Source organism: Paenibacillus anseongensis (genome assembly GCF_009757995.1).
Lineage (GTDB): Bacteria > Bacillota > Bacilli > Paenibacillales > NBRC-103111 > Paenibacillus_E > Paenibacillus_E chondroitinus.
The window spans coordinates 522,226-535,291 of record NZ_WSEM01000039.1 but is presented as its reverse complement, the minus strand read 5'-3'; the positions used below and the strand labels follow the sequence as shown (position 1 = coordinate 535,291).

Below are 13,066 nucleotides of genomic sequence, written 5' to 3'. Positions count from 1 at the left end.
CTCTTATGAAATAGGAAGTATGAGGCCCGTGTAACCCGAGGTGAATTTAAGGAATGACAGAAGAATTGTTTTTAATCTAAGCCAAATTTTCTTGACGAGATAAACAATGAAAATAACAAAGACGGTAATTTCATATTGTGTATAAACATCATACGGCCATTGGAGCTTATCGAAGCGCGTATAGATTGTTTTTTTGGCAGGAACATGCTCCTGAATCGAAAGAACTTGCGAGGTATTAGCGAGAACAAGTATTTCTGTATCTGACGAAAAATGATGGGAAATCGGCGGAGTTAATGGGAAAATAAATAAACCGAGAATGATCCAGACCAATATTTTCCACTGATGTTGTCGTGTAAATCGATGCAAGAGTCATCCCCTCCTTGTGCTAAATACAACTAAATTTGTTTGAATTGTAGCATTTCATTTTATCTGAGTCAAACCGCTGTAAGGTTGATTTATGATTTTCAATTCATAGCGGGAGTGATAAAATAGGGTGAAGGACAAAAACCGACATAGTTATGTAACGAAGTGTTCGATTTACATATTTTGTAAGCGTATACATATTGTTGGGGGTGTAATTTTAATCTGAATTAACGCATGAGTCGCCTTCATTCATCATTTTTTTGGAGGAGTTCAACATGAGCATAACCAATTCATATCCAAAGAAGATCATATCCGCAGCCAACTTGCATCAGAGTTTCAGCTTCCATGGGGGGAATTTGTTTGATAAAAAGATTATTACATAAGAATACTTGGTTGCGGTATGGGATTGCGGGCTTAGTGTCCTGTGGTTTATTTCTCGGCTTATATCATATGATGACTGTCGAAGGGGCCGATAACAATCCGCGGTTCATGTTGCTCCGATTGGAAGACATTGGCCCCGGCGGTTACTATAGCTCTCTTGAAGGTCTTGGTAAGTTAAGGGCGGTCCTCCACTATTTGGACGAGAAACACGTGCAGTTCGGGATGGCCGTCGTTCCGCGCTGGATCAATATTACAGATGACGGAACTCGCTACGATAAATCGATCGATCAGCTGGACGATACCTATATTCAAGCCTTTGATAAGGTTATCAAAGAGGCTTCGGAGCATCGAGGTACAATCGGCATGCACGGTTATACGCATCAGGCAGGGGAAGTGCGCCGCGGTGATGGCCAGCATGCTTCCGGCGTTGGCAACGAGTTCAATGTCAGCGATTTGCCGGAGACGACGACGGCGGCGTTCGCGGAGAGTCGGGTTAAAGAAGGGTGGGGGCGCTTCCGCAATGCCGGTATGACACCTCATTTCTGGGAAGCGCCGCATTATCATACAGCTCCCGAGCAGGATAAGGTGTTTCGATCCTATTTTGGACTCCTGTATCAACCGGATGTCAATATTGATCCCAACCCGCCAGTCGCGAGATATGAAAATATAGTGAATAAGGGCTTTGGAACTACATCGCTTGGCAGTGTATATGTACCGACGACGCTCTCCTACATTCCAATCGGAAAAGACGAGAAATTTATATTGAATCAATTAGGGGTTGCAGAACGCATTTATTCTTTCTTTTTTCATCCCTTTTTGGAATTCAATTATTTGGAACCTGAGCTGGATGAGTTCGGTACTCCCGTTGTCCGCGATGGCATTCCAGCTTACCAATATACCGGTGAGAATAAAAGTGTACTTCAAAAGTTGATCGCACAAATTCAGCAAAAAGGATATCCGTTCTATTCAATCCATGATTATGTTCCTTTTACACCGGGAGAAAGGCTGAAGGTCGGCAGCACGAAAACAGCTTTGACGGAGATCGGGAATGTCAGCGGCAGCGGTCAGATGGACATCGTGACGTGGGATAAGAAATCGGCAGCCATGTCCGTTATCCAAGGGCAATACGAGGAGCTGCGTAATGATCGTCAGCCGGCATCGCACACATGGGCGTCGATACCGTATGCTGATGGCGCGGCATTTACTTTGAACAGCAGAATCGATAGTAAGAAGCAGGGCCTTTGGATCGTGCGTCCGAACGGTAAGCTAGAAGCTTACGCGTCAACGGGAGATTCATTCAAGCGAAGCCAAGCGTGGTCCATTCCGGCAAATCGCTGGTACGATTTATATGAACTGAAACAACCGAATGGAGATTGTATTCTTGCTGGGCAATCACAGGATCGAAGCAAACTTCTCGGCTTATATTTGCACGGGAACGAAATTAAAAGCATTAAACCGTATACGTTCAGATCGAGCGCGGCTCGAGATTTAATCGTGCGGAATTTAGCGGGCAAGGATCAGCAAAAGTTGATGTTATTTAAAGATAATACATCACAAGGTGTGGAATTTGAGCTGGATCAGGCTAGTATGCAGTGGAGACTGGATAAAGTTGAGCTGGACATTCCGGATGAGCTCGGCAGCATTCGTTTCGGAGATTTTAATGGGGATGGGAGAGAAGATATTCTTCGCTGGGATCCCAGAAATTTAACCAATCGCGTGTATCAGCAAACGGAGGATCATACGTATAAGCTGCTTTCCATTTTTGGACCTTGGGGCAAAACAAACGGTCGACTATCTGTCGCTGATTTCGATGGAAACGGCAAAGATGATATCGCGATGTATGGAAATGAAGACGGGTTTTTGGATGTAGCTTTATCGTTTCAGACCGATCATGTAAAATAAAATAGGTTCATTCGGAAAGAAAAACTTGGAGGATCACCATGCGAACACCTATTTTATATGGATCGGTACACATTTTATTTTATCGAAATGATGAGGTTTTATTGTTAAAACGGCAAAATACCGGGTTTCAAGACGGCAATTGGAGCGTAGTGGCCGGCAGGATGGATGGCAACGAGGAGGTTGTTGCTGCGGCGATCCGGGAAGCAAAGGAAGAAGCAGGCGTCGATATCGAGCCTAATCAGCTTGAAATTATCGGCATGATGCATCGCAAAAACACAACTTCCGAATGGGTCGATTTCTTCTTGAAAGCGCACGACTGGAAAGGCGAGATCACGAATATGGAGCCGGAAAAATGCGAGCAATTGACATGGTTTCCATTGAGCGAGCTTCCAAGCCAAATGGTCAGCTATATTCGTGTGGCGATCGAGCATAAACAAGATGGGCTTTGGTTTGAAAGTATAGGTTGGAAATGAAAGGAGCTGGCGCTGCCGGCTTTTTTTGTTTGTTCTTAAGGCGAACGGCGAACGGTGATGGGGATCAGGGGACATGGCCGTGAATAAGGTGACAAAGGGTCTCCGGGGAGTGGACTTGAGGACCTACGTTGCATTTTATACAGCTTAGTAGCCTGAATTGACTGTGAATACGATGCTTCGTTGCACAGAATACAACCATTTCTCTCGAAAGGGTGAGATCCAAGCAGTTTAGTGGTTTAATCGTTGTATAAAATACAATATAGAGGTGATCTGAGGCACAATTACAGCTATATGATTGCACAAAATACAACATAGAACGCTGTTGCAGCGTTTTCCTCGCCCTCTCAGCCCCAGAAGCCAAATGATTGCAGACGTGAACATCCGGTTTAGCTGTGAAAAAAGGCTCATGAAAGCCGTTCTTTTGGACCAGAAGGGAAGCAAGTGCATACAGTGTTATGGATGGCTTTTTGGTGGAGGTGTTCATATGCGCAATGTAGTGGGCATTCTTTTGGATCGAAAAACGTACTTAGGAATACAGAGCAAACAGACCGGATATGAACAAATTGATTTATATAACCAAGCGGCGGAAAAACTGGGTATAACGCTTTTTTATATTTGCTTGCAGGAAACGAGCGCTGATTCAGCCCTTGGTTTATGTTTTGAAAACAAAAGCTACCGTCTACTTCGTCTTCCAATCCCCAAAGTCATCCATAATCGAGCTATTTCGCTTTCCCCATATATGCTTAAGAAATTGAACCATCTTGCTGCATCAAGTCAGGTCTTCAATCGTCAAAATCGGTATGATAAACTGCGTATTCACAAGTTGCTGCATACGACGGAGTCGCTGCGGGCGCACCTCCCGGCGACCTTGTCCTATTCTCGCACGCATTTGCTTGAAGCTATGGAGCAATTTCCCGATTTTTTCGTCAAACCGACGAACAGTTCCGTTGGCAAAGGGATTATTAAGCTGTCAAAGCAGGAAAATGATACGTGGGATTTGTTCTGGAGCAATAACCAGCCCAAGAAGTTGACCCGTGACCAAGCGCTGGCTTATATCAAAAACAAGGTTGGAAAGCAAACCTATCTCATACAACAAGCCATTTCTTTAGCAACGCATCAAGGCAGGCCCTACGATTTACGAGTTTCTGTGCAGCGCGGAGCAAAGGGCAAGTGGCAGGTAAACGGGATTGCAGGGAAAGTTGCCGCCCATGGCAGACAGGTTACCAATTTGGGCAAAGGCGGAGAAGCTTGGCGATGCGAACTTTTATTTCATAGGAGCGGGTTTCAGCCTGAACAGATGAAAGAAGCCGTTGAGCAGGTATCCCTAAGAGTAGCTGAAGTATTGGGCAAACGATTACCGAATATGGCGGATATAGGGTTGGATATGGGTGTCGACAAGACAGGGCACATCTGGTTTATCGAGGCCAACGGGAGGGACCAAAGGTACGAATTCAAGCAGTTAAAAATGGAGGATTCGTTCTATCAGACTTATGAGACACCGCTTGTGTATGCCAAGTACCTACTAAATAAACGGGGATAATCACCCATCTAGAAATGGAGAATTCATCTAGTACACTAGCAGTGAAACGTGAATAAACTACTATTATAGCGCTGTAAAGGTGGAGTTTGATAGTGAAAAATAGGGTGTTAGTCATTAAAATGAATTTATTACCCTGGTACAATGAGCTCAACGATGAATTGGAAATTAACCATCCGGCCTTTCCTATCCCGGTGAAAACGAAAATTTTATTGTTCGGTGAGTATTCAATTGTAGCTATTAATCGAGTTGAAACCAGATTACGACAGATTCGCCAACAATCAGATGAAAAAACCTCCAAACCGTGACTCAGGTAATGGAGGTTTTCTTTTTTTATAAGTGAAATCTTTCTATTTGTTCCCATTGGTGTTCAAGCTCTAAAATTTTCTTTTGGATTGGCCCAAATAAGTCGTAATGCGGATATGAGGGACTGTGGTGAATGTATTGCGGATTGAGACCATGGGACAAGCACCAGTTGGTTAATCGTTCCAAATCCGAACAGCCGACCTTGGTTACGGTACTTATGCCAGCAAAACGATCATCAAGCCAATAGTGGGTTAAAAAGGCGATTTCACCGCGGCTGACAGCGTCTTTCCATCGATAAAGCTCATCTCTTTTTATGCCAAATGCCATGTCGAACTCCATCCTACTGTTAATTTTCAATGTTAAGGCTTAGAATATATAAAAGTGTGTTATAATTATACAATACATCAATGGTTCATGGAAAAGGGGCACAAAAATTGAATGTTCATTTGAATTTTACGAACAAAGGTAAGCTGGTCATCGAGAATTTTAACAACGAGGAATTAATCGAAATTTTTAGTCGATATATGAATACATTGACGAAGAAATATGCCGTAGATGTTAACGTTCCGGAAGAGGCCAATCAAAACATTGTCCAGGATGGTTCATTCAAGGTTGTTCTTAGCAATGTACAATGCGATGTTGACACTTTTTTCAAAGAGCTTGGTCGTGATATCAAAATTCCTCTGAAAAAAAGATCTGAAGGCAAATTGGAGAATGTATTTAAAATTCAAGTGATGGAGTAATTGACGCATGCTCAGTTTAGAAGAGAAGTTAGCGATTGTGGAATCATTTCCCGAGTTACATCGTAAGGATGTATCTCTGGGACGCATTAATTTTCATTATGAAGAAAGCAGCTATGATAAGAAAATTGTTGTCTACCACTTGCACCCGAACGGCAACGGATTTGTTTATGCGGAATATGTGAAGGGGTATGCAACGGATAACAAAGGGTTAATCAATATTCGTGATTTTAGTGCGGAAGAGCTTCGTGACATTATTCGAAAGTCCATCCAGTCATTAACGAGCACTGCTGCGATTCAAGATCAACCGGAGTCGGATTCAACGCAGGAAGAGCTGTGGACGGATGAAGAAGGCCATGCTTTGGCCGTTACTTTTGAAGAAGATCTGTGGTATGTCTATGCCGGCAGTAATCTGGACTGCGCTTTTGAAACCTACGAAGAAGTTGAGGAATACATGGCGGAAGAAGGATTCATCAAGCAATAAGATCATATTACGAGCCAGGCCGTCCCGAACGTTATGGGAAGGTCTTTTCTATTTTGAGATCCCATTGAAGGTTCTTCGTTGATAGAATGTGCTATAATAAATGGAAAATTAAGCTTGCAACAATTGCGGATAGTGGGGGTAAAGTCATTGGAATTTCGGCCATGCATCGATCTACATAGCGGGAAAGTGAAACAAATTGTTGGTGAAACGTTAGGCACAGAAGGAAAAGCAATTATTGAAAATTTTGTATCTTCATTCGACTCCAAGTATTATGCGGCAATGTTCAAAAAGGATCAATTAGTTGGCGGGCATGTCATTATGCTCGGAGATGGGAATCAAGATGAAGCTGTAAGTGCGCTTCAGGAATATCCAGGCGGTTTACAAATCGGGGGCGGCATTCACGCTGAGAATGCCATGTATTATTTGGACCGCGGTGCATCCCACGTCATTGTGACGTCGTACATTTTCCGGGACGGACAGCTGAATCAGGAAAATCTGGATAGAATAGTTGATAAAGTTGGAAAGAAACGCTTAGTCATTGATTTAAGCTGCAAAGAGAAGGATGGCAAGTGGTTCGTTGCAACCAACCAATGGAAACAATTAAGCGATTTTGAGCTGAATGAAGAAAATATTCGGTTCTTGGAACAATACTGCGATGAGTTTCTTATCCATGCGGTCGATGTAGAAGGCAAGCAAAGCGGTATTCAACAAAGTCTAGTCCGCACGCTCGCGGAATGGGTTACGATTCCAACAACGTATGCCGGCGGAGCGAGATCCTTCGAGGACATCGAGCTGTTTAAACAATTATCCGCCGGGAAGCTGGATATTACGATTGGCAGTGCCCTGGATATTTTCGGTGGAAACCTTTCGTATGATCAAGTTGTCGCTTACATGAAAGAGCAGTGATTTTGAGTTGAAAAAGTAGCGAACTCTCCATACGAGAGCGTCAGCTACTTTTTTACATAGGAAAGGATGCATAGGATGGCTCTTTGGAAAAAGTTGTACTATTCGGCTATGGTTCTGACGCTGCTATTAGTTGTTCTGGGTGAGTTGATTTGGCTCCCGGACCCGCTGCGGCTAAGCTCTACAATCTATTGGATTGATATGATTGATGAACTTATCTATGTCCTCATCCTCATTCCACTGCTTTGGATCGCTGGTTCACTCATCCACCTAAGGTCGCACAGACAGGTAGGGATGTGGGTGAGAGCTGCGTCCATCATCGTGGCAGGCCTGGCCTGTATGATCATCTTATTGACGGTACCAAAGAAGTTAGAGTATTCGGCAGGGGCATTTATTTTGACCTTGCTGCTAGTTTTTGTGGATTTATTCGTTCATGAGCTTAAGGGGCGCAAGCTGCCTATAAAAAGTATAAGTCTTTTTGTTGCAACGGTTGGTTTGATGCTGGTGATGTTTTGGCCGACTAAGTATTTAGTTACGTATCCTGGCCTGACGTTAAATATGAACCGATATGCACATACCAGTGAAAGTAAGGTTCATGGAGACATCTCAGGGGTGCTGGTGTTTGAACGTCCCGCATTTCCGATCGATTGGGTATATGCAAAACTCTTCGCAAAGTATTCATTTGAAGTCGAAAATTTAGGGATGACGATAGGCGAATACAATCAAGAAGTAAGGCTCATGAAGGCCGATGCAAATGCCGCGGGAAGTGCGGTTGCTTTTCAAAAGGTCGGAAAAGGGAAGGGAATCACCTCCGACGGTGTTCGTATCACAGCCATACTCAAGGATAGCCCTGCGAGCAGCCAGATTCAGTTAGGGGATGTGATCCAACAAGTGAATGGGCAGGCTGTCACCACCGTCCAAGAACTCACTGAGCGTATGAAATCGGTCAAGCCCAATGATCAAGTGGCGCTCATAGTGCTGCGCGGCGGCAAGCAAGTCAGCTTGCAGGCCAAGACACGTACGAATCCAGATGATCCGAGTCGTGCTGCTTTCGGCATCCAAGTTGAGAACGAGGTGCAATATGATCTGCCAATCCTTGTGAGTTATCATGATTATTTATTACATGAGGGCGGACCTTCCCATGGAGCGATGCTGGCGCTAACGTTAATTGATCAACTCACTCCTTGCGGTGTAACCTACGGCAATCATGTTGCAGGGACGGGAACCATGGAACCGGACGGTTCAATCGGCCCTGTCGGTGGATTAGAACAGAAGGCCTACACCATTAGCAGAACGAATGCCGACGTTTTCTTTGTCCCGGCCGCGAACGAGGCGGAAGCGAAGAAAGGGGCGCCAAGCCTGCAGATCGTGCCCGTGCGCACGTTAGATGATATTTTGAAGTGGTTAAAAGATCACCCGAAACAAGCGGCGGGCCAGCTTTCTTGTCCTTAGTCTTTCACTAACATTTATGAAAAGTAGGTTCAATTATATGGTAACGAACGATCAAAAAATGTATCGGTTCAGTGAATCTCCCATCTGGGAGCTGCAGCGAACCTATTATGAAGAGATGGGCATAAGCGCATGGCAAAATAACGAAGTCCCTGAGTACATCACAAGTAACCCGGTGATGGCTACCTCCTATGCAGAGATTATATTTGGTTTTCTGCAAGATCGGGCACAGTTAGGGTCTCTATCTGAGCCTGTTACGATCGTTGAGCTTGGTGCCGGCTCCGGTCGGCTCGCCTTTCATGTACTGAAGGAATTGTGCGCCATGAGGGATTATGCGGGAATGGCTCTGCCTGCTTTTCGTTATGTCATGACGGATTTGGCGCTCAAAAATTTGGCGTACTGGCAGCAGCACCCAAGTTTGCAGCCTTTTGTGGCACAGGGGATCCTGGATTTTGCTCAGTTCGATGCCGTGCAAGATGCCGAGCTGAACTTAACGGAAAGCGGCATCAGTATCCGAAACGGAGATTTGCAGCAACCGCTGCTGGTGATTGCGAATTACTTTTTTGATAGCATCCCGCAGGAGCTGCTTTATGTGGATGATAAGCGCGTCTATGATTGTATGGTATCGCTGCATTTCACCGATGAGGTCGCTGGTGGCAGCGCCGCTGATAGGCTGGAAAGCGCAACGGTCGAGTATGAATATCGGCTTGCTGAGGAATATGAGCAACAATCGTATGCGTACAGCAACGTTATTGCGCAATACACCCAAAAATTAGAAGATTCACATATCCTATTTCCGGTGATTGGTTTGCATTGTCTTGAACGGTTGAATCAACTTTCGAGGGAAGGATTCGTTCTGCTGACGGCTGACAAAGGAGACCACCGGCTGGAAAGCTGGGAGTACTGTGAGCCGCCGCAGCTGATCCATCACGGCAGTTTTTCGTTAACAGCGAACTATCATGCCCTGAACGAGGTTTGGGAGCAAAAAGGGGCTCTGTGTCTGTTTACACAGCATCCTTATCATCACCTGAACATTGGCTGTATGTTGATGCTCACCCAGCCAACTGGGTATGGAAACACTCGTTTAGCCTATCGGCGATTTATTGAGCGTTATGGGCCGGACGATTTTATCACGGTGAAAGAGTGGCTCGATGGTTATTTGGAGCAGCTGGAAGTACCTCAATTTCTTGCCTTTTGGCGTTTGTGCGGGTATGATGCTCAGTTTTTCCTGCAATTTGTAGGAAGGCTATCGGAGCTTCTACCAATGTGTGAGGAAGGTGTTTACTCGGACATACGTCTAGGCATTTACCAGATGTGGGAAGGGTACTACCCGATGAAGGAGCGGCATGAAATGGCTTTGGAGTGCGCAGAGCTTTTGTATCAGATGGAGATGTATCAGGATGCCCGTGTCTTTTTCGAGAAAACGGAAGAAGCGTACAATCAGAATCCGGATGTCCTCTATGATATGGCGATCTGCTATTATGAGGTCGGAAATGTCGAAGCAGCTAGGCGTTACGCAGAGCTTACACGGATTTTTGCCCCGGAGCACGAAGGTGCTTCAGCACTATTGAAACTTAATGACTAGCCAGTTGTAAATGAGTCGTCTAATCGAAGGGATGGCGGTTACATCGGGTAAGATCGGCTTCTCAAGAAATTATACCAACCCACCGCGCAAATCACGCACATCGTGATGATGCCCACCAAATCGAACCATTCCTCTTGAAGCAGCAGCAGGATACCTGGTTCTTTTTTTATTTGCAGAACAGCTAGTTGCGCCAGTAAGCCGGCTATGACGATTTCGAGCCAAGGCATCTTGAAAAAAAACATTTCCATTTTGGAGGAGAAAAAGAACAGAAGCAATAATGCCGGGAGCACGCCAGTTGCGATAAAAGCGACATTATCCGAAAGTCTGGCCGATAGCAGAATACTGTCGATGCTCATGACTAGATCCAAAGAAGCTACACTGCTGTAAATCCATAATAATGAGAAATGTTTTCTCATTTGATTCTTGGGCAGGACCATTCGAATTGCAAAAAATAACATGATAGCGGCTGTAGCCAAGTTGATATAAGGAATTCGATACGAGGATTGGACACAAGCGATGTAGATGATGCGCAGCAAGCATAAAAGCCCAAGAAGATACAATTTGAATTTACTTCTCAGGCTATATCGGTTAAGGGAATTTTGAATCATAATGGCGTTATCGACGTTGGTAAATAAATTGTATATGAAAATGATAAACCAATTCTGCATCCTTGGTCTTCCTCTCCAGGACATCGGCCTGTCCTCAGAAACTAAGATCATTATATGATTGAGATTCCAAAATAAACCAAATACTACATATGGAAATGAGAATATAAATGGACGTAAAAGGTCTTGTACGGATAACAGATAAACTTACTGAGCTTGGTATTCCTTATGCGTTAGGCGGAAGCGGTTTATTGCACGCTTTGGGGCTCGTTGAGCAGATGAATGATTGGGATCTTCTAGTGGAGTGTCCGAAAGAAAAGCTTACTGAGGCCATTCAAGGGTATTCCTGGCAGGAACAGACAAGTGGAGAGGGTCTTTTTGCAAGCGAATATCGGATCCAAGTTGTACCCTTATCTATTGATTTTATTGGTTATTTCGCACTAAGGAGCACAAAAGGGATCGTGAAGTTGCCTCTTGGAAAAAGGGAAGGGAGTACTTGGCAGGGTATCCCATTGAGCGCGCCTGAAACTTGGTATGTGGCTTATAAAATGATGGGGCGGGAGCCTAAGGCAGAGCTGTTGTACAATTATTTGAAACATACAGACAGGAACGAAGAAATCATAATAGAGCTTGCAAGAAACGAAATGATGGATGAGTCGCTGAAAGCGGACTTGCTTCGGTTGCTAGGCTGAACTATGAGTTTCCATGGGAAATTTTGCAACATTTTTCGAACGGATCACGTTAAGAGGGTAACTACACATTGAGTCATCTCAAAAATGGTAAAGGAGAGAATGAGGATGAAAAAATTAGCCGCTATCACATTAACGACTTTGTTGATCAGCTCATTGACTGTTAGTTCGGCATTTGCTTTTTCTGATCTGGAAGAGGGTCAATCCGATGCTGTTATGGCGCTGAAAGACCGCGGGATTGTAAGCGGAATTGACAGCGAGCACTATGTGCCAAAAGGGAAAATCAGCTATGCGCAAAGCGTGCAAATGATTGTAAAAGGCTTGAATTTGAATATGGATACGATACGTTTCATCAAGCAGCCAGTGGCGTCGGACACATACACGAATGTTCCAAATGATGCTTGGTATGCAGACGCCTTCATCATTGCTCATTATAACGGACTGGACATTCCCAAGGATGTGAATCCGAACGCAACCATTTCACGTGAGCAATTCGGGGATTTATTAGTCCGCGCTCTTGAAACGAAAGGCAATTTCCCGCTTGTTAAAATGTTTATTGTGATCAAGGATGAGGATCAAATTAACATCAATTACCAGGGCACTCTGCAAAGATTGCTGTTGTACAAAATCACACAGCTGGACAGTGACGGCAGGTTCAATCCGAAGGCTGAACTTACACGTGGCGAAGCAGCCAGCTGGGTTTATCAGGCGATTCAATTTGTAGAATCTCATGCGCAGAACCAAGCTCCGGTTGAAGAGGTTTCGGTGAAAGTTGAGAAAGTGAATGACGAAGTCAACAAAGTGACACTGTCCAAAGAAATGCCGAGTCCCGGATACGGCCTTGCTATACAGGCTATTGAGTTCCAAACAGATGGGCAGGCTGTCATTCGGTACACGATTCAGCAGCCAAAGCCGGGTATGATGTATCCGCAAGTGATTACCAAGGCGAAGGTGGAAACGTTCGTATCTTCCCAGTATAATGCGATCGCTAAACCAGCGGTCTCGCCATAAGTAGTGGCATGCTGTCGCCTTGAATGAGGTGGCGGCATTTTTTGTGCATCTGCATCACTGTCATTTGGACATGTCCGATGCCAGGTCTCTCTCATAGAATATAGCATCCTATTTTCATAGGAGGTGAGAGAGATGAAAGTAAACTACTACACGTTAACTTTGGGCTTGATCGGTGCTGCCAAATTGATTTTGGACGCGTACGGTATGGACCTTATTAAAGATGCGGATATGAACGCGATTGCCAATGGTGTTGCTGCGTTGCTATCTGTCGTTGGTATTTATACAAACCATCAGAAATCCTAATTAATTTCTAGAAGGGATAGATGTTGGCGAGGAGGCTTCGAGCGATAGCTCGGAGCTTTTTTGCTTTTTGTGGCGGGGAGAAGCTTTATCTGAAAATATGTCCAAAGGTTCTTGAATATCGTCATGGTAACGTTTTCTTGAAATGATTATAGTTAAGTTGCGGGTAAGAAATGGAAGAGGGGGATCGACAAAGAAAAAGCGATAAAAGGGTCCATTGGTGTGGGCACGCCTTATTATCGCTCGTCGGTAGTGAGACTGAATTTTTGGCGAAATTCAATCATCACTACAATTTTGACACAAGAGAGTCCTGAGATGCAACTACTATAATCTGTGTT

The 13,066-nt window shown here is 44.5% G+C and carries 15 protein-coding genes; 12 read left to right on the top strand and 3 right to left on the bottom strand.

Annotation, left to right across the window (positions count from 1 at the left end):
* Positions 1-3: 3 nt before the first annotated feature.
* Positions 4-366, bottom strand: coding sequence for a hypothetical protein (locus GON05_RS37675; RefSeq protein ID WP_157326575.1), 363 nt, complete (start codon positions 364-366; stop codon positions 4-6).
* Positions 367-723: 357 nt separating this feature from the next.
* Between GON05_RS37675 and GON05_RS37670 the strand changes: the two genes are divergently transcribed.
* From GON05_RS37670 to GON05_RS37655, 4 genes are all read left to right on the top strand, one after another.
* Complete coding sequence (locus GON05_RS37670; protein WP_181646485.1) at positions 724-2,646, top strand: DUF2334 domain-containing protein; 1,923 nt, start codon at positions 724-726, stop codon at positions 2,644-2,646.
* Positions 2,647-2,684: 38 nt separating this feature from the next.
* Positions 2,685-3,119: an NUDIX hydrolase gene (locus GON05_RS37665; RefSeq protein ID WP_157326573.1), complete on the top strand. Its 435-nt coding sequence runs from the start codon at positions 2,685-2,687 to the stop codon at positions 3,117-3,119.
* 484 nt (positions 3,120-3,603) lie between these two features.
* Positions 3,604-4,659 carry a YheC/YheD family endospore coat-associated protein gene (locus GON05_RS37660; protein WP_157326572.1) on the top strand — a complete coding sequence of 352 codons (1,056 nt, stop codon included), beginning with the start codon at positions 3,604-3,606 and terminating at the stop codon, positions 4,657-4,659.
* Positions 4,660-4,751: 92 nt separating this feature from the next.
* Positions 4,752-4,964, top strand: a complete 213-nt coding sequence (locus GON05_RS37655) for a hypothetical protein (RefSeq protein ID WP_181646484.1) — start codon at positions 4,752-4,754, stop codon at positions 4,962-4,964.
* 25 nt (positions 4,965-4,989) lie between these two features.
* Here GON05_RS37655 and GON05_RS37650 read toward each other — a convergent pair whose 3' ends face one another.
* On the bottom strand, positions 4,990-5,289 hold the full coding sequence (locus tag GON05_RS37650) for a hypothetical protein (RefSeq protein WP_127456066.1): 300 nt from the start codon (positions 5,287-5,289) through the stop codon (positions 4,990-4,992).
* 107 nt (positions 5,290-5,396) lie between these two features.
* On the opposite strand from GON05_RS37650, the gene GON05_RS37645 reads away from it, so the two are divergent.
* The 5 genes from GON05_RS37645 (at position 5,397) to GON05_RS37625 (ending at position 10,123) form a co-directional block, all read left to right on the top strand.
* On the top strand, positions 5,397-5,705 hold the full coding sequence (locus GON05_RS37645; RefSeq protein ID WP_127456065.1) for a hypothetical protein: 309 nt from the start codon (positions 5,397-5,399) through the stop codon (positions 5,703-5,705).
* 7 nt (positions 5,706-5,712) lie between these two features.
* Positions 5,713-6,186 (top strand): hypothetical protein, encoded by a 474-nt coding sequence (locus GON05_RS37640; RefSeq protein WP_157326570.1) that lies wholly within the window; start codon positions 5,713-5,715, stop codon positions 6,184-6,186.
* A 147-nt stretch (positions 6,187-6,333) separates the two neighbouring features.
* On the top strand, positions 6,334-7,092 hold the full coding sequence (hisA, locus tag GON05_RS37635) for a phosphoribosylformimino-5-aminoimidazole carboxamide ribotide isomerase (protein ID WP_127456063.1): 759 nt from the start codon (positions 6,334-6,336) through the stop codon (positions 7,090-7,092).
* A gap of 75 nt (positions 7,093-7,167) precedes the next feature.
* Positions 7,168-8,541 carry a PDZ domain-containing protein gene (locus GON05_RS37630; RefSeq protein WP_181646483.1) on the top strand — a complete coding sequence of 458 codons (1,374 nt, stop codon included), beginning with the start codon at positions 7,168-7,170 and terminating at the stop codon, positions 8,539-8,541.
* A gap of 37 nt (positions 8,542-8,578) precedes the next feature.
* Complete coding sequence (locus GON05_RS37625; RefSeq protein WP_157326699.1) at positions 8,579-10,123, top strand: SAM-dependent methyltransferase; 1,545 nt, start codon at positions 8,579-8,581, stop codon at positions 10,121-10,123.
* Between the two features lie 38 nt (positions 10,124-10,161).
* On the opposite strand, the gene GON05_RS37620 is transcribed toward GON05_RS37625, so the two are convergent.
* The gene (locus GON05_RS37620; protein WP_157326568.1) at positions 10,162-10,791 is read right to left on the bottom strand and encodes a TerC family protein; all 630 of its coding nucleotides are present in this window, start codon (positions 10,789-10,791) and stop codon (positions 10,162-10,164) included.
* A gap of 107 nt (positions 10,792-10,898) precedes the next feature.
* On the opposite strand from GON05_RS37620, the gene GON05_RS37615 reads away from it, so the two are divergent.
* From GON05_RS37615 to GON05_RS38975, 3 genes are all read left to right on the top strand, one after another.
* On the top strand, positions 10,899-11,420 hold the full coding sequence (locus GON05_RS37615; RefSeq protein WP_157326567.1) for a hypothetical protein: 522 nt from the start codon (positions 10,899-10,901) through the stop codon (positions 11,418-11,420).
* A 105-nt stretch (positions 11,421-11,525) separates the two neighbouring features.
* A complete protein-coding gene (locus GON05_RS37610; RefSeq protein ID WP_246239758.1) occupies positions 11,526-12,428 on the top strand; it encodes an S-layer homology domain-containing protein in 903 nt (300 codons plus the stop codon).
* Between the two features lie 132 nt (positions 12,429-12,560).
* Positions 12,561-12,731, top strand: a complete 171-nt coding sequence (locus GON05_RS38975) for a hypothetical protein (RefSeq protein ID WP_164819675.1) — start codon at positions 12,561-12,563, stop codon at positions 12,729-12,731.
* Positions 12,732-13,066 lie beyond the last annotated feature (335 nt).

Coding starts and splice junctions, on each gene's coding strand:
- GON05_RS37620 (WP_157326568.1), bottom strand. CDS start 10,791: ATGCAGAATTGGTTTATCATTTTCATATACAATTTATTTACCAACGTC.
- GON05_RS37610 (WP_246239758.1), top strand. CDS start 11,526: ATGAAAAAATTAGCCGCTATCACATTAACGACTTTGTTGATCAGCTCA.
- GON05_RS37660 (WP_157326572.1), top strand. CDS start 3,604: ATGCGCAATGTAGTGGGCATTCTTTTGGATCGAAAAACGTACTTAGGA.
- GON05_RS37650 (WP_127456066.1), bottom strand. CDS start 5,289: ATGGCATTTGGCATAAAAAGAGATGAGCTTTATCGATGGAAAGACGCT.
- GON05_RS37615 (WP_157326567.1), top strand. CDS start 10,899: ATGGACGTAAAAGGTCTTGTACGGATAACAGATAAACTTACTGAGCTT.
- GON05_RS37625 (WP_157326699.1), top strand. CDS start 8,579: ATGGTAACGAACGATCAAAAAATGTATCGGTTCAGTGAATCTCCCATC.
- GON05_RS38975 (WP_164819675.1), top strand. CDS start 12,561: ATGAAAGTAAACTACTACACGTTAACTTTGGGCTTGATCGGTGCTGCC.
- GON05_RS37665 (WP_157326573.1), top strand. CDS start 2,685: ATGCGAACACCTATTTTATATGGATCGGTACACATTTTATTTTATCGA.
- GON05_RS37640 (WP_157326570.1), top strand. CDS start 5,713: ATGCTCAGTTTAGAAGAGAAGTTAGCGATTGTGGAATCATTTCCCGAG.
- GON05_RS37630 (WP_181646483.1), top strand. CDS start 7,168: ATGGCTCTTTGGAAAAAGTTGTACTATTCGGCTATGGTTCTGACGCTG.